The sequence below is a fragment of the Thiorhodococcus mannitoliphagus genome (assembly GCF_010915725.1).
GTDB lineage: Bacteria > Pseudomonadota > Gammaproteobacteria > Chromatiales > Chromatiaceae > Thiorhodococcus > Thiorhodococcus mannitoliphagus.
In genome coordinates this window covers 17,273-38,251 of record NZ_JAAIJR010000015.1, presented here as the reverse complement: position 1 = coordinate 38,251, position 20,979 = coordinate 17,273, and the positions used below count along the sequence as shown (strand labels likewise).

Annotated in this window: 12 protein-coding genes and 1 pseudogene; 3 read left to right on the top strand and 10 right to left on the bottom strand. The window is 60.7% G+C overall.

From position 1 onward, the window contains the following. The first annotated feature begins 58 nt into the window (after positions 1-58). The 3 genes from G3480_RS05495 to G3480_RS05480 all read left to right on the top strand — a co-directional run bounded on the left by G3480_RS05495 (position 59) and on the right by G3480_RS05480 (position 8,480). Positions 59-1,210: an ABC transporter ATP-binding protein gene (locus tag G3480_RS05495; protein ID WP_164652672.1), complete on the top strand. Its 1,152-nt coding sequence runs from the start codon at positions 59-61 to the stop codon at positions 1,208-1,210. A 673-nt stretch (positions 1,211-1,883) separates the two neighbouring features. Then, positions 1,884-6,398 (top strand): transporter substrate-binding domain-containing protein, encoded by a 4,515-nt coding sequence (locus tag G3480_RS05485; RefSeq protein ID WP_164652671.1) that lies wholly within the window; start codon positions 1,884-1,886, stop codon positions 6,396-6,398. Between the two features lie 3 nt (positions 6,399-6,401). Next, a complete protein-coding gene (locus G3480_RS05480) occupies positions 6,402-8,480 on the top strand; it encodes a putative bifunctional diguanylate cyclase/phosphodiesterase (RefSeq protein WP_164652670.1) in 2,079 nt (692 codons plus the stop codon). Between the two features lie 310 nt (positions 8,481-8,790). Here G3480_RS05480 and G3480_RS05475 read toward each other — a convergent pair whose 3' ends face one another. The 10 genes and pseudogenes from G3480_RS05475 to G3480_RS05430 form a co-directional block, all read right to left on the bottom strand. Continuing rightward, entirely contained in the window at positions 8,791-9,519 is a 729-nt protein-coding gene (locus tag G3480_RS05475) for a M48 family metallopeptidase (protein ID WP_164652669.1), read from the bottom strand. Beyond that, complete coding sequence (locus G3480_RS05470) at positions 9,509-12,679, bottom strand: type I restriction endonuclease subunit R (RefSeq protein WP_164652668.1); 3,171 nt, start codon at positions 12,677-12,679, stop codon at positions 9,509-9,511. The genes G3480_RS05475 and G3480_RS05470 overlap by 11 nt, the downstream gene beginning before the upstream one ends. 80 nt (positions 12,680-12,759) lie before the next feature. After that, entirely contained in the window at positions 12,760-13,911 is a 1,152-nt protein-coding gene (locus tag G3480_RS05465) for a Fic family protein (RefSeq protein ID WP_164652667.1), read from the bottom strand. Positions 13,912-14,070: 159 nt separating this feature from the next. Further along, positions 14,071-15,384: a restriction endonuclease subunit S gene (locus tag G3480_RS28245; protein ID WP_164652666.1), complete on the bottom strand. Its 1,314-nt coding sequence runs from the start codon at positions 15,382-15,384 to the stop codon at positions 14,071-14,073. Further along, a complete protein-coding gene (locus G3480_RS05455) occupies positions 15,384-16,112 on the bottom strand; it encodes an HIRAN domain-containing protein (protein WP_164652665.1) in 729 nt (242 codons plus the stop codon). The genes G3480_RS28245 and G3480_RS05455 overlap by 1 nt, the downstream gene beginning before the upstream one ends. Then, entirely contained in the window at positions 16,109-17,014 is a 906-nt protein-coding gene (locus G3480_RS05450) for a HipA domain-containing protein (protein ID WP_164652664.1), read from the bottom strand. Before G3480_RS05450 ends, G3480_RS05455 begins: the two co-directional genes overlap by 4 nt. A gap of 14 nt (positions 17,015-17,028) precedes the next feature. After that, a pseudogene (locus tag G3480_RS05445) lies at positions 17,029-19,491 on the bottom strand (type I restriction-modification system subunit M); the annotation flags it as partial. An 80-nt stretch (positions 19,492-19,571) separates the two neighbouring features. Beyond that, positions 19,572-19,865, bottom strand: coding sequence for a ribbon-helix-helix protein, CopG family (locus G3480_RS05440; RefSeq protein WP_164652662.1), 294 nt, complete (start codon positions 19,863-19,865; stop codon positions 19,572-19,574). A 127-nt stretch (positions 19,866-19,992) separates the two neighbouring features. After that, complete coding sequence (locus G3480_RS05435; protein ID WP_164652647.1) at positions 19,993-20,340, bottom strand: HGGxSTG domain-containing protein; 348 nt, start codon at positions 20,338-20,340, stop codon at positions 19,993-19,995. Further along, a complete protein-coding gene (locus tag G3480_RS05430) occupies positions 20,337-20,939 on the bottom strand; it encodes a hypothetical protein (protein WP_164652661.1) in 603 nt (200 codons plus the stop codon). Before G3480_RS05430 ends, G3480_RS05435 begins: the two co-directional genes overlap by 4 nt. Positions 20,940-20,979 lie beyond the last annotated feature (40 nt).

Sequence of the window (20,979 nt, the reverse complement as noted above, 5' to 3'; positions counted from 1 at the left end):
CAGTTGTCAGTTGTCGGTGGGCCGGGGCTCGGGCTGACTGCATTGATCAGGAGGTCGGATGGCTGAAATGGTACTAGATGGCGTGACGAAGCGGTTTGCGGATGGGACCTTGGCGGTTCGCGATGCCTCTTTCACCATCCGCGACGGTGAACTCTTCATTCTGGTGGGACCATCCGGTTGCGGAAAGTCGACCCTGCTCAACATCATCGTAGGACTGGAGGAGATGACCGGCGGGGACTTGCGGTTGGATGGTCGGTCGCTGCGGGGTGTCGATCCCAAGGATCGCGATATGGCGATGGTCTTTCAGAGCTATGCCATCTATCCGCACATGAGCGTGCGCGAGAACATCGCCTTTCCGCTCAAGCTCGCGAAGCTGCCCGCCGCAGAGGCCGACGCTCGGGTTCGCGAGGTCGCCGATCTGCTTGGGCTCTCTGCCTTGCTGGACCGCAAGCCCGAGACCCTTTCCGGCGGCCAGCGCCAGCGTGTGGCCATGGGGCGGGCCATCGTCCGACGGCCCAAGGTCTTCCTGCTCGACGAGCCGCTCTCCAATCTCGACGCCCAGTTCCGCGGTCAGATGCGGGCCGAGCTAGCGCGCCTGCAGCGCCGCCTCGGGACCACCACCCTCTATGTCACCCACGACCAGACCGAGGCCATGACCCTGGGCGACCGTGTCGCTATTCTGCGCGGCGGCGAGGTGCAGCAAGTCGGAACGCCGCGTGCGCTCTATGCTCAACCGGCGAATCTCTTCGTCGCGGGCTTCATCGGCACACCGCCGATGAATCTGCTGCCCGCTGTCATCACCCCCGACCGGCTGCGCTTGCCAACGACCGAGCGGTCACTGACGGCCGATGAGCGAGCCGCGATCCAGATTCAGAATGGCCCCGTGATCGTCGGCATTCGCCCCGAGTCGCTGGTGCCGACGGATGATGCGGGACTGGGTGCGGCCCTGACCGGACAGGTCGACCTCGTCGAATGGCTCGGCTCCGAACTCTACGTCCACCTGGACCTCGGTGACACCGATCTAGAGCTGCCGCAGGCCTTGCTGGAGTCCGGCGCCAAGGGGGCCGGCGGCGGGCTTCGGCTCATCGCGCGATTGGACCCCGATGCGCCGGTCCAAGAGGGGCGAGCGCTCAGTCTCGATCTCGCGTTCTCCGCGCTGCACTTCTTTCATCCGGAGACGGGCGTCAACCTCAGGCGGGCCAAGGCCTGAGTCGTCAGGATTGAGCGCCCGCCGTTGCGATCAGTGCGTCGCCATCGCATTCGAGGTGCTCAGCGATTCGGCCATCACACGCCGCAGGTGCGGGAACGGCCGCGGCGAGTCGCGATCGGCGAGATCGAGATTTCCGCGATCCTACTGGCTGTAAGGCGATTTCCGGGAAACAACATCCCAGCTCAGCGTCTTGCGAGATGGGCACGTCCGTCTGGCGTCGAGGTTGCGCTCGATCCCAGAGCGCGGACTTTGCCCAGCCTACCGACTCGGGTCTATATTGGCTAAAGCCGGAAGGACAGGCCGGTCTATAAATTCGACGATACCCACATCTATATTTTTGCTATTGGCGGGCACTAGGATTTCTTTGAGTCTTAACGTCTTATCTAGCCGGCCCAATACTGCGCTACCTCCGCGCCGATTTGTTGCGCTGAGCGATGTGCGCAGTATTGGGGCGGCGCTTACCGGCAAGTGTCTAGGCGCTGTCTTCTATTCGATTTCTCCGACGGGCTTTAGCAATCAATTGAATTGTCCTCCGAATTCGCACCAAGCGCTGCCCCGGCAAACTGATCAGGGGCGGCTGGTTCCCCAGCGCGAAAACTTCGGCAAATCCATGATCAGACAGGATCGATACAAGAAGATTGGTTGGGCGCTCTGTCTTGTTGTCCTTTTCAGCTTGGCCTGGACATGCGTTGCCGAAGCAGCGCGCGAGCCCACCGTCGAGCTGAGTCCCGAGGAGCGCGCCTGGCTGGCGGCCAACCCGGAGATCCTCATTGGCACGGCGCGAACCTGGACGCCTTACGTACAGACGACTAGTCGTGGCGAGGTCGTCGGCATCGAGCCTGACATTCTGGCACGCATCAAGGCGCTGACCGGCGCCAATATCCGTCTTGTCTTGGGGGAGTGGTCGGAGATGGTCCGCCAAGCCGAGCAGGGCGAGCTGTACGGTCTGGCATTGTCGGCCAAGCATCCCGAACGGGCTGATACCTTTCTATTCAGCAAGAGTCCTTTCCGCCTCTCGCGCTATGTCTACGCGCGCGACGGCGCCTCCGTGACGCGCATGGAGGATCTGTCCGGTCAACGCGTCGGCTATCTGGACGGCAACCTGGCCGAGTTCAAGACACTTCAACGCTGGCCGGAGATCGTGCCGGTGTCCTTTTCCTCGAATCAGGTGATCGCCACGGCATTGCTCAAGGGCGAAGTGGACGCGGCCATCTCGAGCATCAGTCTGCTGCTGACCATTCGCGAAGATCTGTTTCCCGGTCTCGGCATCGCCTTTAGCGTCCCCGGCAGCGAGGTAGAGCTGCGCTATTCCATTCGCAAAGAATATCCCGAGCTGCTCAGCATCATCGACAAGGCGCTGGCGGCGATCGGCGCGCGGGAGATTGATGCGATCCTGGACAAATGGGGTGGTCTGCCAACGTCGCACATGCCAAGGCTCGACCTCAGCGACGAGGAGCGCGACTGGTTGGCGGGGCACCCGAGGATCCTGCTCGGGATCAGTGATCAATTCCAGCCGGATATCATCCTCGGCCCCGACGGGAGTCGCGCTGGCCTGGTTGTCGATTACTTCGACCTGATCAACCGACAGTTGGGGGGGCGCCTCGAGCTGCATGTGGAACATGATTGGAGCGCGGTCACGGAACAGGCGATGCGCGGGGAACTCGACGGACTGGCCTCATCCGCCCCCAACCCCACCTGGGATCGATATTTTCTCTATACCAGACCCTTCTATCACGGCTATTTTCATATCTATGTCCGTCGCGATGCGGAGCCCGTGCAACGGCTCGACGCGCTCGCCGGCAAGCGTGTCGGTTATCTGTCTGGGATGAAGTTTGTCGAGCATCTCATCGCGTCGGTGCCAGGTGTGACGACGAGCGGATTCGAAACCAATGAGGATCTGGCAAAGGCACTGCTGGAAGGTCGGGTCGACGCCCTGATCGGCGGCATCGATCTGGAATGGTGGCGCAAGCAAAACAGCCTCCTCGGTTTCAAGATCTCCGGATTCATCGAGTCGAGCCGACACCCGGTGCTGATGTCGATACGCAAGGATTGGCCGCTGCTGGTGAGTATCCTCAACAAGGCACTGGAGAACATTCCCCTGTGGGAGCGGGAGCGTATCAGACAGACCTGGCTGGGTGTGCCTGAACCTGGCAGCGATGAACGTCTTCAGCTGTCAGCGCGGGAGCGCGCCTACCTTGATACCAGGGTCTTTCGGCGTGCCACGGCTCGGGGTTGGCCGCCATTGAATTTCATCGGCAACGATGGCCGGGTGGTGGGGATTAGCGAGGACTACTGGTCACTGGTCAAAAATAAGCTGGGGCTAAAGGAAGACACCCTGGAACCGGTGGACTTTGCCGAAGTCTTGCAATCCATGCAGCAGGGGGAGGTGGACATCTTTGCCAGCACGACCCGCACCAGTAGCCGCGAGGCCTACGCGGTGTTCAGCAACAGTTGCGAACACTATCCCATTGCCATTGCCATGCGTCGCGAGAGTGGCTTCATCACCGATGCCGCGGCTCTGCAAGGCCAAGTTGTGGCGGTGGGTAAGAATTACAGCGCCTATCACATGCTCAAGGCCCGCTACCCCAAAATCGAGTTTCTTCCGGTGCGAGATACCCGCGCCGCAATCGCCGCAGTCGCCGCAGGCGAGGCCTTCGCGGCGGTGGATATTCTACCGGTCTTGCAACAAGAAATTGCTGAGCGCGACGACCACGAGGTGCTCCTGTCCGGTGTCACCGACCTGATGTTCAAGCTGCAAATCATGGTGCGCAAGGAGGACGCGCGCCTGGTGCCCCTGCTCAACCTCGCGATTGCCGCCATTACTCCTGAGGAACGCCTGGAGATTCATAAAAAATGGATGTGGCGCGATGTGCTCACGACGCGCGAAATCGACTACGGCTTGCTGTGGCGAGTGATCGGTATAGGGGTGCTGGTCATTTTGGCGATCCTGTATTGGAACCAACAGCTCAGCCGTCAAATCAGACAGCGCAAGGGCGCCGAGCGGCAATTACAGGAAACCGGGGAGCGCCTGCGCTCCATCTTGGCTTCGATGGAGGATCTGGTCTTCGTGCTCGATACCGAACAGCGCTTTATCGATGTCTACTATCAAGATGAGCGGCGTCTGTGGATGCCTCCCGCGCAATTCCTGGGCAAGCCCTGTTCTGAGGTGATGCCGCCAGCGCTCTACGCGAAACTGGATGACGCCATCAAAACCATTCGCGGCCAGGGCGCGCAACAATTCGAATATTTCATACCGCTGCCAGAGGGTGGGCGCTGGTCCAATGCCAGCGTTTCAGCGCGTTATGACGACAGGGGGGACTTCATTGGCGTCACGATGGTGACGCGCGACTTCACCGACCGTAAAGAGGCCGAGATCGCCTTGCGTCAAAGCCACGCCAAGTATCAGCGTTTGATCGATGACATCGGCGGTCAGCTTGTTGTCTATGCTCATGACAAGGCCGGGATATTCACCAATGTGAGCAAGAACGTCGAACGGGTATTCGGTCTGACTCAAGCCCAATGCATCGGGCAAAGTTTCGCGGAAATCATCGACTGGCTGCCAGAATCCCTTGAGCGCGCCTGGGGGAAGATTACCTGCATGCTGCAGAGTGGCGAGGCGCTGCCGCCCTGGGAAATCGAGTTCAATCGACCGGATGGTCAAGTCGGCACACTCTTAGTGATTTCCAGACCGGCCAAGGATGACGCGGGCAACTTTGCTTCGATCGAAGGTATTGTCGAGGACATCACCGAGCGCAAGCTGGCCGCTGAAGAGCTGCGCCTCGCCAAGGAGGCCGCGGAAAGCGCCAATCAGGCGAAGAGCGCATTTCTCGCGAACATGAGCCATGAATTGCGGACCCCGCTGAATGTCGTTCTCGGGTATGCGCAGATCCTCGAACGCGAGGCTACGCTCACCGAGATGCAGCGGGAGAGCATTGGTATCATCAAACGCAGCGGCGATCATTTGCTCAAGCTGATCAACGATGTCCTGGATCTGGCGAAGATCGAGGCCGGTTACCTGGAATGCTCGCCGGCTCCTTGTCGGTTACAAGAGGTGGTGAGGGAGTTGTGCGAGCCCTTCCAGTTACGCGCCGAGGAAAAGCGGGTCGCCTTCCGCTATCGAGAAGGGATCTTGCCCGCGAGCGTGGAGGTGGATGCCAAGCGCCTGCGGCAGATTTGCATGAATGTGCTCGGCAATGCGGTGAAATTCACCGAGCAGGGAGAGGTCAGTCTGGAGGCCGATTATCAGGCGGGAGCCCTGATCATTCAGGTGGCCGATACCGGCATTGGCATTCGCGCCGCCATGCGTGAGGCGGTGTTTGAGCCTTTCGTTCAGGCTGGCGAAGGGCGCCATAAACAGCAAGGCACGGGCCTGGGCCTGACCATCAGCCGCTCGCTGGTGGCCAATATGGGGGGGCGCATCGAGTTGGACAGCGAGGAAGGGCGCGGCACTTGCGTGACCCTTTCGATTCCCGCGCCTATGCTTGAGTCGGAGCTTCCAGCGCCGGCCTTGGTGCCCGATGCCGCCATGTTCGATGGCTATCGGCGCACCGATGGTCGGCACCAGCCATTGCGCATCCTCGTGGTGGATGACGAACCGACCAATCGCCTCTTGCTTGAGCGCCAGTTGGAGCCCTTGGGCTTTAGCGTCACCTCGGCGATCGATGGCCAGCACGCGGTGGCGATGACCGCTGAGTCGGATTTCGATTTGATTCTCATGGATATGGTGATGCCGAATCTCGACGGTCCGACGGCCACGCACACCATCCTCTCCCGACCTGGTGAACGCAATCGGTGTATTGTCGCCGTCACTGCACGCGCCTTTGAGGAAGACCGTCTCGAATGCATGGCTTGCGGCTGCCGTGACTTCCTCTCCAAGCCCTTGGACTGGAATCTGCTCTTTCAGGTGTTCCAGGCGCATCTGCCGCTGCTCTGGGTGAGATCCGGGCGGGCCGCGTCGATCTCCGCGGCCAACGCGCCGCCAGCCCCCTCGGGCGGCCCGCTCCCGCCAGCCTGGCTCTCGGCGTTGGAACACACCATCATTCGCGCCAAACCGGATCGGGCCATCGAACTCTTGGCGGAATTGCCCGAGCAGAACGCAGTGCTGAGCGAGCATCTGCGGCATTGGATCGAATACTATGACTATCAGCGCGTTCTGGACTGGATCGCGGCCCAGAAGCGAGAGGCATAACGAATGGCCGAGAACAAGCCCGTCAGCATTTTGCTCGTCGACGATATTCCGGAAAATCTCAGAGTCCTCAAGTCCATTTTCTCCGCCGAGCGCTACGAGGTTCGTCCGCTCTCCTGTGGCGAACTGGCCGTGCGCGCGGCCCTGTCCGAAGTGCCGGATTTGATCTTGCTCGATATCATGATGCCCGGCATGAATGGCTATGAGGTCTGCGAGCGGCTCAAATCTGACCCGCTCACCCGCGACGTGCCCGTGATCTTCATCAGCGCCCTGCACGACGCGGAGGACAAAGTACGGGCCTTCGCCGCAGGCGGGGTCGACTATGTGAGCAAACCCTTTCAGGTCGATGAAGTGCTGGCGAGGGTCGAGACCCATCTGCGCTTGCATGCCCTGCAACAGGCCCTGCGGAGTCAAAACCAGCAATTGCAGGAGGCCGCCACCCTCTTTGAGGTGAGCAGCGAGGGTATTCTCCTGACCGATGCGGATGGCGTGATCCGCCGGGTCAATCGCGCCTTCACCGACATCACGGGTTATGCCGCCGAGGAGGTGATCGGCCAAACGCCACGGCTCTTCAAGTCGGGACATCACTCGCCCGAGTTCTACGAAACACTCTGGCGCGAGTTGCTGAGCAAGGGCGTCTGGGAAGGCGAAATCTGGAACCGGTACAAAAATCGCTCCATCGTTCCACAGTGGGAGACGATCACCGCGATTCGCGACGATGACGGCAAGGTGACCGGCTATGTGTCGCAATGGAGCAATATCGCACGGCGCCAGCTGACGGAACGGGAAATCCGCGATCGTGGTAACTATGACGCATTGACGGGGCTGGCCAATCGCTCCCTGCTCCTGGAGCGGCTCGACATGGCGCTCAAGAAGCATCGACATAATGGACGCCGATTGAGCCTCTTGTGCATCAGTTTGGATAGGTTCAAGGCGGTCAATGAAACCATGGGTTACACCCGTGGCGACCGGCTGCTGCAACAGGTGGCCGCGCGGCTGACGGCGGAGGTTCGTGACATCGACACCGCCGCGCGGATCGGTGGCGATGAGTTCGTGCTCATGATCGTGGATCAAGCCGACTATGAAGAGACTGAACGCCTGGCCTATCGGCTGCTCGAAACCCTGTCGCAACCCTTTCCCCTAGAGGGGGCGTATGCCGAGATTGGCGTGAGCATTGGTATCGGCCTCTTCCCCGATGACGGCGACGGTGTCGAGGTCGTGCTGCGCAACGCCATGATCGCCATGTCGCGGGTCAAGGAGCATGGCGGACGGCAAGTCCGCTTCTTCACCGAGGCCATGGGACGCGAGCTGTTCGAACGCCATCGTCTGGAAGTGGATCTGAAACAGGCGCTGGAGCGTGGCGAGCTGGAACTCTATTACCAGCCCATCGTGGACCTCTCCAGTGGCCAGCCCCAGGGTGTCGAATGTCTGTTGCGCTGGCAGCATCCCGAGCTTGGCGCCATCAGCCCCGTGACCTTCATTCCCATCGCCGAGTCGTCGGGACTCATTCAGGCCATCGGCACCTGGGTCATCGAAACGGCCTGTCGCCAGCTCGTCGACTGGCAGCGTCGGGGCTGGACGCTCTATGCCTCGGTGAATGTCTCCACGCGGCAGATTCCAGACGGTGTTCCTCCGGATTGGCTGCGTCAGCTCGTCAGCCGCCTTGGGCTGGAGCCTGGATCCTTGGTCTTGGAGATCACGGAAAGCCTGTTTGCGAGCGAGATCCAATCTGTTGCCGCCTGGCTGAAAACGGTTCGTGCCTTGGGGTTCAAGGTCTATCTGGATGATTTCGGCACCGGGTATTCGTCGCTTTCCTATCTCAAGAACTTTCCTGTAGACGCGGTCAAGATAGACAGTGCTTTCGTACGCGACATGGTCGAGCAGGAACGTGACCGGGCACTGATCCGGGCGATCGTGGCCATGTGCCATGAATTGAACTTGCAGGTCGTGGCCGAAGGCATCGAAGACGAGGTGCAACGACAGTTGCTGAGCGATCTCGAATGCGCCTACGGACAAGGCTATCTGTTTTCGCGCCCTCTACCGGCCGCCCAGATCGAAGCCTTTCTGAGCCCTCGCAAGGCTTGATCCGCGTGGTCGCAGGCTAGCCCGCCGTCGTGTCAGTGCGCCATGGCCATCGATAGGCAAAGAAAAGGGGCTAGGCTTTTGGCCTAACCCCTTGATCCTATATTGGTACCGAGGGCCGGACTCGAACCGGCACGGGGTTGCCCCCGTCAGATTTTGAGTCTTGGTCTCACGATAGCCTGCAATAACCCACGACAATAAAAACAAATGGTTAGGATTGTTGCCTTGTTGCGTTTGATGGTCGTAAGTCGCTTTGATTTGTGCTCAAGTGCGCCATGAGTGCGCCACCGTTGATTGCGGAGCGCCGTTCCGCTCACTCGTTCCATTCTTCATGTCCAAGCGGCATTTGATTCAGGATATCCCGCGACTGTCGCCAGGACGGGAGATGAGCGTCCAGCAAGGCGATGAAGCGCTCGTTGTGATGGCGCTCCAGCAAGTGCGCCAGCTCATGGACGAGGATGTATTCCAGGCATTGCGGGGGCTTCTTGGCCAGCTCCAGGTTGAGCCAGATCCGCCGAACGGCGATGCTGCAGCTTCCCCAGCGGGTCTTCATCTTCTTGATGCGCCATTCCGAGGCTTCTACGCCGAGGGCGGCCTGCCATCGATCCAGTAAGGGCGGGATGCGTTCACGCAGTCTCTCGCGGTACCAATCGAGCAGAATCGACTCGCGTCGCCTGGCGTCAGTGTCCGGGCGCACGCAGAGATCTAGCCAGTCGTTCCCGCGCAGCATGACCTTGGGTGGTTCGTTTTGGATGTGGATCTGCAGCCGACAGGGTTGGCCAAATACATAATGCGTTTCACCGCTGACCATCTCGCGTACCGACTGGCGGGGCTGCTCGGCGAATCGGAGCTGCTGCCGTTTGATCCACCCCAGTTTGTCGATGATGGCCAAGCGGACGGCCTCGTCGGTCAAGACCAGGGGCGCGGCGACTCGGACCCGTCCGACCGGCGGATAGACGCCGAGATGCAGGTTCTTGATGTCCTTGCGGACGACTTCGACCCGAATGCCGGCGACATCCAGGTGATGGGCTTCAATAGTCATGCTGGTGCTTCGCGAGGTCGAGGAGACGGGTCGTTTCTGCCTCGATGTCATAGGTTGTCGCGCCTTCATCCGCCACGCTCGGCGTTGGAATCTCAGCGCTGGCATGCGCGCGTTCGAGTATGCCTCGAATCGCCCTGCGAACGCGCTTCAGCTTCATCGTGCTGTCCCGCCAGCCGTCCATGAGACTATCGCGGATCGCGGCATCGACCGCCAAGGCGAGCGCCTGGTCCTCACCAAGATTACTGAAGAGCGCGCGTTGGGCGGCTGTCTTCAGGCTCGACGGCCCGGTGTCTGGCTGCGGATCCGTCCGCTTGGCTTGTCGCGTCAGTGTGGCGATTTTCTCCAGGTATTCCTTGTAGCTGAGGGCACCCTTGCGCCGCTGCTCGATCAGGGCGTCCAGCAGCTTGGATATCTTCTCGTAGTAGGCGGGATCGATCGGCGACTCGTCGATGATCAGACGACGGACGTTGTTTTCGATGGTCTCGGCGACTGCATCCTCGTTCTTTCGGATGCCCTTGGGCAGGGCGTTTACGGCCTCTGAGCCGCGCTCGACGATCAGTTGGACCAGGCTCAGATCGTCGAAGGCCGAGATCTGCTCGCTCTCGGACGCCGAGATGTAGTTATCGATCAGATAACGCATCGCCGGCTCATACGCCTTGAGGTCGATGTAGTCGCCGCTGTTGCGCTTGACGGCGTCGCCGACCTTGGTGAAGTGGTCGACCTCGGCCTTGATCTGATAAATGTCCTGCGGTGAGTAGCCCGCCTCGGCCAGCTCGCTGGCGAGGTTGGCATAGCTGCGCAGCAGTCCCGCCAACAGCTTGTAGAGCTTGAGGCGCTTCGGCTCGTTCTCCTTGAGCTGTTCGGCGCTGCCGGAATCCTGGGCGCAGAAGTAGCGGAAATACTCCAGCTCGCCGCGTGGTGGCGTCACCGGATCGCACAGCGCCTTGATTGCCTCGCGCGCCTGCTCCAGATCCTCGTGTGCCTCACTGAGGCGGTTCTTCAGCAGCCCTTCGACATCTTCCTTGTCATAGGCGTCCAAGGAGCCGCTGGTATAGTCGGCGACCGCGCACTCCAGGCTCTTGAAGAGGTCCTTGTAGTCGATGATGTAGCCATAGTCCTTGCTCTCGCCGTCGAGCCGGTTGACGCGGCAGATGGCCTGGAAGAGCCCGTGGTCTTGCATCGTCTTGTCGATGTAGAGATAGGTCGCGGAAGGCGCGTCGAAGCCGGTGAGCAGCTTGTCCACGACGATCAGCAGCTTCATCTGTCCCGGCTCCTTGACGAACCTTTGCTTCACCTGCTTCTCGAACGTCTCCACCTTTTTGACGGCGGTTTTCTCTGGCTCATTGAACCAGTCGGCCAGCATCCGGGCGTAGACGCCATACTTGAGCAGGTTGTCGGTCTCGCCCTCGCCGGTCGTCTCGCCCTTGGTGTCGGCGATGCTCGGTGTATAGCTGGTGACGATGGCGCACTTGCCCTTCAACTCGGTGTCGGCGAAGAGTGTGTAGAGCTTGCACGCCTCGTAGATGCTGCCGGCCACCAGCAGGGCATTGCCGTGGCCGTCCGCCAGACGGGGCCGGGTGCTCATGTCGAGCAGGATGTCGGCCACGATCTTGGACAGCCGCGATTGGCTCGACAGCACGCGCTGCATGGTGCCCCACTTGCGCTTGAGCTGGGCCTTGGCCAGGTCGTTCAGCCCCTTGGTCTTGGCGTCGAACCACTGGTCGACCTTGGTGGTGTTGGTCAACTGCTGGTCGATGTCGCGGGCCTCGTAGCGCAGATCGAGCACCACGCCTTCGAGTACCGCCTGATCGAACTTGTAGGTATGGATGTAGCGGCCGAAGATCTCGATGCTCTTGCGCTTATCGGCCTTGAGCAGCGGCGTGCCGGTGAAACCGATGAAGAGCGCATCCGGCATGAGCTTCTTCATGGCCTGATGCAGGTCGCCGGACTGGGTGCGGTGGCACTCGTCGACGAAGACGTAGAGGTCGCCCTTGGCCCGGAAATCGGATGGAAGCCGCTGGATGGATGCGATGAACGCCTTGACGCTCTCGCGCTCGCTCGATGCGTCTTGCTCCTTGCCGCCGAACTTGTGCACCAGGGAGCACATCAGGGACTCGGTGGTCCCGTTCAGCGTGTCGATCAGGTCCGCGCCGCTCTGGGTGCGATAGATGGCCTCGCTGACGCCCTTGAAGACCTTCTCGATCTGCTCGTCCAGCTCGGTGCGGTCGGTGATGATGAGCACCCGTGCGTCTGGGCGGTGCTCGCGGATCCACTTTGCCAGCCAGACCATGGTCAGCGACTTGCCGCTGCCCTGGGTGTGCCAGATGATCCCACCCTCGCGGCGCCGGATGAAGTCTTGGGCGGCCGTCACGCCGAAATACTGATTGTGACGACAGAGCTTCTTGGTACCGGCGTCGAAGACCACGAAGTCGTGGATCAGCTCCAGGAAGCGCCGCTTTTCGCACAGTTGCAGCAGGTGGCGGTCGAGCGGATTCGACTCGTCGCCATGCTCGCCGCCGTCTTCGGTCCACTGGAGGTAATACTTCTCCGGGGTCTCGATGGTGCCGTAACGCAGACCCTCGCTGTCGTTGCCGGCCATCAGCCACTGCATGGTCGAGAAGAAGGGCTCGATGAAGGTCTTCTTCTGGTTGTCCAGGTTCTGACGGATGCCTTCGGCGACCGAGACCGTGGAGCGCTTCAGCTCCAGCAGACCCAGGGCGATGCCGTTGACGTAGATGACCAGGTCCGGGCGCTTGGTGTTGGCCTTGGCATCGGCGCCCGCGACCCAGACCTCTTCGGCGATCGCGAAATCGTTGCGCTCGGGATGTTTCCAGTCGATCAGCCAGACCGTGACATGGTGCTCGCCCAGGGCGGGGCGCACCTTCACGCCATAGCGCAGCAGGTTATAGACCGCCTGATTACGGTCGTAGAGGGTCTTGCTGGTGTCCGTGGCTGTGCGCTGGAATTCATGCACAGCGCGGCGGATCAGTCCATCGGCGATGCCTTGATCGCGTAGCCAGGCAGTGAGCCGCTCGGGCTCGATATTGGCGTTGCCGGGGCGGTCGCTCCAATTGCCCAGATAGGTGTATTTGAGACGTTCCTGAAACAGGGCGACGACGCGCGCCTGGGCCTTCTTTTCGATCTGGCCAACAGTGCTCATGGGCTCGTTCTTCCTTTTAGGCTCCAAGCCATTGGGGCTCTATCCAGCGCGTCGGGCGTGCCCTGGTCCCCATGAGGCATTCATCCAGCAAGCGGACCCGAAATGAAGCCCGCGTCAGACAGGGCGTGAATGACTCCGCGCATCAGATAATTGCTGGTAAACCCCATCGTATATTGGCGGGCATTGGGCTGGATCGGTTGCAGCATCTTGCGCTCCACCAACTTTTTAATCTGGTAGGTCCGCTGAGTGGTGCTCAACCCTGGCATGGCGGCCGCCAAGTCACCCGATTTGGCGATTCCCTCCTTCACACTCGCCACCAAGACCGCTTCTTCCTGGGGCGTGATCAGCGCCCGCTCCCGCGAGAAGGCCAAGGCGGGGAGTAAAACCCGTTGCGTCAGGTAATCGTACTGGGTGAGCTGGTCGACCTTCTGTAGCTCGGTCAGCACGCCTTGCAAGACATAGATGCACCACTGCTCAAGCCCGTCCGTGGTGCCCGCGTCGGCATCCGCCAGCATTCGGTAGTAATGCTCACGGTCATTACAGAAGACGGCCGTCGGATTCAGCACGCGTCCCCGTGCCTGCACATTGAAACCATACTTGATCAGCAGGGCATAGGTCAGCAAACGCACCACGCGCCCGTTGCCATTGCGAAACGGATGGATCCAGCCAAACCGATGGTGAGCGAGCGCGATCTTGATCAGATCGTACTTCGGCGGGTCCGTCCGATTGATGAAGGCCACCAGCTCCTGCATGTAGCCGGGCACCTGCAACGCCTCGGGCGGGAGATGGTCGGACTGCGCGATCCTGACCGGACATGAGCGGTAGGCGCCGGGTGTCTTGTCGCCCTCGCGGTCCAAGTCACGCACGGTCAGTGCGTGCAGCTCGCGCACAAAGGACTCCGCCAAGGGCTCACCGGGCTGCTGGACCGTTTCCACGTACTCCATGGCCGTTTCGATATTGGCGATTTCGCGCAGATGGTCCTGTCGATGGGTCGCGCCTTGCACCGCGCTCTCCACATAGTCGGCCAGGGTGGTGTGATTTCCCTCGATGCGCGCCGAGCCCAGGCTCTCCAGAATGTGGAAGACCTGTTTGAGCTGGAGGAAGATCGGTTCGGGGGTACTGCCTTCGAGGCGCAGCCGACGCAGATGCTCAAGCTCGGTCAGGACATCGACCAGCGGCGAGTCGAAGGCGGGATTCAGGAATTGCAGGTCGAAGTGGCGAAAGCTGGGCACGGGATGGCGCTTCTGGAAATCGCTGGTTCGATATCTGCAATTTTCTCACGTAACAACATGTCAAGAAGAATCTTTTTTGTGGCGCGCCTTGTCCGGGATCTGTAAATCGGACATCAGGCATGTCGAGACTCGTGCGCGGATGCCGCTGTCAGCCAGGGATCAGACCAACCGGATCCGCCCGGTCAGCAGCTCCTGCATCATCCCCTGCTTGAGGGCGCGGGTCTTGTCGCGGCGGGCTTCGAGCGCGGTGATTTCGGCGTCCATGTCGGAGAGGACGGCGGCGATAGCGTTTTGTTCTGTTGCCCCTGGCAGCCGTAGCTCGACGTTTGCGATATGTGACCGGCTGGTGGCATAAACCTTCGTACCAGTCGCAAGGCGTCTGAGGTGGTGCCGAAATTCGGGTAGAAACTGCAAATAGGCTTTGAATCTGTCCGCGAGCACCGATTTGTCGAAGCGGGCTGCAATGGTGTGGAGTCCAGCTACGATCTCCATATCTTCTGCACCTGATATCTCTACAGACTTTCCGACTCCATCAAGATCCTCGGAAGCATCTATGAATACCAAGTCTCCATCGCGTAAGCGGTCCAGTGCTTGCGCACGATCCGCGGCCAGACTCGGCATCTGCATTTCCTTGGGGTTGAGGCGAAGTTGGGTTGATGTATGAATATCTCCGTAGTGGAGATATTTCACGACACCGTCCGCACTGAGTTCGGCGCGAGAATTGGTTCCATGTCGCAGGAACTTGACGTGATCACCCAACAGCCTTAAGTCCCACTCCCCGCTGAAACCAGGCAACCGAGTCTGACCAGTAAGAAGCTGCTGCATTGCCGCCTGCTTGATGTCGCGCTTCTTGGCGATGAGCTGGTCGAGCTTGGCGAGTAGGGCATCCACGTCCGAGAGCGCGGTGGCGATGGCGCGTTGCTCATTCGGGTTTGAAGGCAAGGCGATGAGGAAATCTCTTAGGTCTTGGAGATTCAGCCCTGGCTTGCTTTGTCCAGACTGACTTCCTGCTATCTGCGGGTTGCCGGGTGAGTTGGGGGATAGATAACGACAAATGTAAGCACCCCTTGTCGGTTCTTTGAGACGAACCAGTCCAACATGCTGGCTGACGTAGGCTTCATCGAACTTCTGTTCCACCAATGCAACATTACCAACGCTGTTGCCAGTTATCGTGATCAGTAAATCGTTCAGCTTGACCTCGGTTCGATTGCTTTCTGCTCCAATTGGCGCTGAAACGTATTGAGTATCTTCGAAGCTGAGTCGTCCATCTCGCACGTTTTGGCTACGAATGAACAGCGCTCCGCTTTCTGAATAGAACTGTGCCCAGCCCCGCGAGCCGCTGGTCACAAATTCTGACTGTTCGCCGAGCCGTTCAACCCTCCAATCCTCCGGAATCACTCCTACCTCGGTCTGCTTGTAACCAGATGGAATTTCTGCAGCACTGTGCATATCGGATCCAACCTCTCGATTCATCAGGCCGCCGCCAGCAGTGCGAGCGGCCGATGCTCATCCGATCCATAGAACTGCTTTCCAGCCTTCCCCGGAAAACGCGCCTCGCATAGCAACCGAAACTGAATCGGCGCCTGGTGGTTGTTGCGCGCGACCCTCAGTTGAATCGGCGTCTCGCGCAGGACCGCGCGCAGGCTCTGATTTAGATAGCGCGGGCAGTAGCCGAGCGGTTGCGCCGCGCCATCCTCCAGCCGCAAGGCAAAACGATCGTGCTGGTGCTCCTCGGGGACCAGTTGCAGGGCTGTGCCAGGCTGGAGTTGGTCGAGCGCCTCTAGTGCATCGGGCGGCAGATAGCGCAGACCGTGGCTGAAGAAGTAGAGCCTCATCCAGCCCGCGTCGTCCGGCTCCACCTCGGGATAGACGCAGAGGCTGTCGGTCGCCCGCCGTCCGCCGGAGCGCGCCAGCAGCTCCATTGGGGTGGCATCCGCATCGACCCCCAGCCAGTCCAGATAGCAGGGGAACTCGGGCCGGGAGCGGTTGAGGATTCGGTTGGCGAAGAGCGGAAACAGGGTGTCGGAGTGATAGCAACGGTAGAGGTCGTGCATCCGCCCCAGATAGTCGAAGCGAGGAGACGCCTCGGCGCCGGCGGTATAACAGAAGCGGTAGCCGGTCTCGCTCGACTGGGTCAGACGGCCGACGGTGTGCCATTGGCGCGTGTCGGGATCCTGCCAGGCGATATAGAGTGTGTTCATGGTGTCAGGCTCTTCAGCAGTCGTTCTCGATTCAGCTCGAGCAGGCGCATCGCAAAGGTCTTGGCAATCTGACTGGCCTCGCTCTCCTGAAGTTGCGCGAACAGTGCCGCAATGTCTTGTGTGCCGATTCTTTCGAGTTGTCCGAGCCAGGTCTGCGCGGCCGCCGGTGATCGGCTGGCGGCTTTGTCGAATAGCTCGACCGTCTTCAACGGCTTGGCGCTGTCCTGGCGCTCGTAGATGGCGGATCTGGCTCGGATCACATAGGTCGAGATGTGACGCCCCCGGTCGCGGGTGGTCAATCGTTCCTCACGGTTGCAGTCGGTCTCGTTCTGACCCATCGAGGCGGCATGGTCGAAGCTCGGCGACAGATAGATCCGCCGTTGATGATAGATGACACCCCAGTTCTCATGATGGCGGTCCTGATTGGCGATCCAGGCGTCGAGCAGCAGATAGCCAAGGAAAAGGTCGTAAGCGGTCATGATCGAGTCGGAGGGCGGCCTCCAGTCAGGAGGGAAACCGATGGCTGGATGTGTGAGCAAGCCATGGATCCTCCTGAGTGTGTGATCGCTGACCTGTCTGACCTCGTGGACCCGATATTCCGGGTGGATCTTGGCCAACAATTCGTTCCCTGCGATCAGGCGGCCCCCCTCGGGGACGATGAGCGGCGAGAGCACGCCCTTTTCATTCCCACGCACGGCGAGTTCATAGTCGGCATGGGGGATGCCCAGCATGGACGCGAGTCTGGCCGCGATCACCTCGGCCCAATTCTCGCCGGTGCCGGGGCGGCCGATCTTGAACAGATAACGGCAGTCATCCAAACGGACCCAAGATTTTTTCTTGGTCCCAAGCTGTTCGAGCAGCTCCGGAACACCGGTGTCGATGATCCGGACCGGGAACGCCATCAGCCCAGGTCCTGGCCCATGCGCTTGAGGTGCTCCCCCACCTTCGCGGCCAATGCTTCGACCTCGTCTGTGAGCTGCGGCAAGGGCGCCGCATAGCGCTCCGCGAGCTGACGCACGCGCCCGGTGAGCGTCTGGCTGACCCGATCCAGCTCGCCCTGCACATCAGCCGACAGCCGGGCGAGCCACTTGTCGTCGACCACCAGCGTCGTGACCTCGTCGTCGCTGAGCCGTCCATACTGAGCGGCAACCTGAGTATCGAGTGTCTGTTTGGCGTCCTTCCATTGCTTACTGCTGGCGGCTTGTCGCTCCATCAGGTCCAGGTAGGCTTGCAGCACCTGGCACTCGTCGTCTTTGCTCTGGTCGTCGCGAATCTTCCGCAGCCGATTCTTCAGCGATGCCTTGCTGATCTTGCCGTCCTCCATCGCCTCCGTCAGCAGACCCTCTTCGCCCCCATGCTCCTCGCGCAGCTCCTCCAGTTGCTGGTCAAGTGCCGCGATCTCCGCCTCCATCTGGTCGAGCGCGGCTTGCTCGGCGCTGAAATAGCGCGCGATCATCAGGGCCGGCGGGATGATGTCCGCCTTGTAGCGTTTGCGGTTGAAGACGAAATCATGGGACTCGCGGTAGACGAGCTTGCCCTTCTGATCCTTGCTGGGGATGAGCTGTCTGACCACCTTGGCCGCCTCCCAGCCCTCCTCGGCGAGCAGATCGACATCGTCTTGCATGGTCTCGGCCCAGTAGTCCATCAGGTGTTGATAGACCGCATAGGGGTCGATGAGTGGCTCTTGGCCATCGAAGAGTGCGCGGAAGGTCTCCAGGAGATCTTCCGAGAGGAGTCCGATCAAGCGCTTGGGGCGGTCGCCGAGACGGATCCTGATGAGCCGGGGGCGGTTGGCCTGCCGCCAGGTCTCGAACCGCGCCGTCACCTGGTCGTTGAAGGCGGTGAACTCGGGATGCTCGAAGATGGTGGTCTTGATCTGGCTGGTTTCGACCTTGAGCTGGCTGTAGCCAGGACGGTGGGTCGCTGCAAAGAGCTTGCTCCTCACGCCGGGCAGGATCTCCCAGTAGGCGGCCAGGCGATCGAGGTCAGGGTCGGGAATGCCGCCGTGGAGATGGGCCGCGATGTCTTGCAGATCCTCGGGCTCGCTGCTGTCGATGTAGCGCGGTAGGTTGAGGTTGAAGTCGTTGGCCGCGATCTCGGCGACGGGTACTAGACGCGAATACTTGGGGATCTCCTGAAAGCGCGTGAAGGTATCGACGATCTTGTGGATGTCGCGGGAGCGCAGACGGTTCTTGTTGCCGTCCTTCATGAAGCCCTTGCTGGCATCGATCATGAAAATCCCGGTGCGCCAGGACGCGCCTTCCTTGTCGAGCACGATGATGCAGGCGGGGATGCCGGTGCCATAAAAGAGATTCGCCGGCAGCCCGATGATGCCCTTGATGGTGCCCTGACGGACGATGCGTCGGCGGATCTCGGCCTCGGCATGGCCACGGAAGAGCACACCATGGGGCAGGATCACCGCCGCCTTGCCGGTGCTCTTGAGGCTCTTGAGCATGTGCAGCAGGAAGGCATAGTCGCCGTTCTTGTCCGGCGGGGTGCCGTACTCGAAGCGCTCGAAGGGGTCGTTGGCGGTATTCAGACCGCTAGTCCAGTTCTTGTTGGAGAACGGCGGATTGGCGACGACATAATCGAAGGTCTTGAGGCCGCCGTCCGGGTTCTTGAAGTGCGGCGCGGCGAGTGTATTGGCCTGCCAGATCTCCGCCTCGGGGCAGCCGTGCAGGACCATGTTCATGCGTGCCAGTCCGGCGGTAGCGTTGTCCATCTCCTGCCCATAAAGCGTGAGATCTCGCCCGGTGCGATCCTGTGCCTCGTTGTGGGCCTTGAGCAGCAACGAGCCCGAGCCGCATGTTGGGTCATAGATGCTCTGGGTGCCGCTGGTGGCCTGCTCCAGGCCGATCACCTTGGAGATGACGCGCGAGACCTCCGCCGGGGTGTAGAACTGGCCCTTGCTCTTGCCGGACTGCTCGGCGAAGTGACGCATCAGGTATTCGTAGGCATCGCCCAGCAAATCGTCACCCTCGGCCCGGTTGCGGCCGAAATCCAGGCTCTCGAAGATCGCCACCAGCTTGGTCAGACGGTCGACCATCTCCTTGCCCCGGCCCAGCTTCTCCTCGTCGTTGAAGTTGGCGACCGTGATGGCACCGCGAAGACTCTCGTTGGCGTCGGCCAGCTTATTGGTGACCTTGTTGAGCCGCTCACCGATCTCCTTGTCGCCCTTGGCCGCCACCATGTCCGCGAACCGTCCGCCAGCGGGCACCTCGATCAGGGCGTCCGGATCCTCGGCAAACTTGTCGGAGACATACTTGACGAACAGCAGGACCAGCACGTAGTCCTTGTACTGGCTGGCATCCATGCCGCCACGCATCTCATCGCAGGATTTCCAGAGAAAAGAGTAAAGCTCGGATTTCTTGAGGGCCATCGGGGGGCGGATTCCTGTCGTACTGGTCTGGTTGCGGGCGCGTTACCGTCGATCAGGCTTGATGCAAGCTCTGACCGAAATCATTGGCGATGAATCAATAGGTCCACTCGGCCGCTGGCATTCACTGCCCTTGTCAGTGACTCGCCGGTTTGCTTGAAATAGGCGCGAAGCAGGTGGGCGGCGAATGATACCAGCCAGATGGGTTCCGGGGCCGATGCCGTGAGGAGGTCTTCAAGAATTTCGGCTCGACCTGATGCGCCGCGCTTTCTCACAATCCTGTCCAAGACGTCCACCGCGTCTGGAGATAGCCGAACCTGCACCAGTTTTTTGTCGTCCCGCGCCCGATAGCGGGCCTGTTCCGCTGTTGTTGCCATCGATTTGATCCTCTACATGCTTCGTCGGTTACATGGCGATTCAATGTCTTGGCCCCGTCGTTCAATACGCAACTGGTCATCACCAAGCCCAAGACGCGCGCGCACGATATTGGTCACAAAACCCTGCTCACCATGTTTTCTCCACTGCCACGAACCACCAAGCAGACATGCCAGCTTGCCGCCCCAATTCGATCAGTCTGCGCCGTTCTGCCGCGCGTCGTCGGGTTTTCCACCCCTTGAGCGCACGCTCACGCCGGGCCTCGGCATGTAGAGGCGAGTTGAGCGCCGCGCGGGCTCGCTTCAGGTTCTCCGTCGACTGCGCCTTGCCCTCGGTCGTCGTCGGTCCCGTGCTCGCGCCGCCATGCAGCTTGCAGCGTCCGCCCCGCACCGGCTTGCACTGACATCGAGTGCCGCGTCGGGTGCGTGCGCCACAGATCGGCTTCCCAGGCTTCTTTCGGCTCACTGTTTCGGTCATGTCTTCTTGCTCTTGATTCGTTTCTCCAGGGCGTGGTGCTGCTTGTCCAACCACGCATCCAGTGAAGTCAGTACCTTCTGCAATTCCGCGTCATGCTTCCACACCAAGCGATAGTATTCGCGCCATCGCATGCCCTCGGGCTTGGCGCCGTCCGGCTGGAACCAGGCGATCGGCCAGCCGAGTCGTCTCCGAATGGCTTGAACCCGGAGCAAGGCGCGATCCCGAGGCGTTTGCCGGGTGCTGGGATAGTTCAGCTCGGCACAGGTTCGGCACAGAAAGCCATGTTGGGTGAAGTAGAGGATGGCGCACCGCCGCCAGCAGACTGGGCAGTGAAACCAGGGGCGGGAGCCACCGAGATGGCAGGGTGTGCGCTGGATGTCGAGCGTTTCCTGGCGTGGCTGCCACTCACCGCCGTCGACCTGCCGGCTGTATTCGGCGATCAAGGTGTCACCTTCCGCCCGCAGAGACATTGAGTCGTAAGGCTCGCTGCCACGGTTCCAAGACATGACCGTGGACATGCCCGAATAGAGCCGCCCCTTGCGGGCCAAGTCCCGGACATCGAGCTGGCGCATGTCGGTGGTCGCGCCCTTGTGCCGCACCTGATAGCCTCCTGAGCCCCATCCGCCCATGTCGTGAACC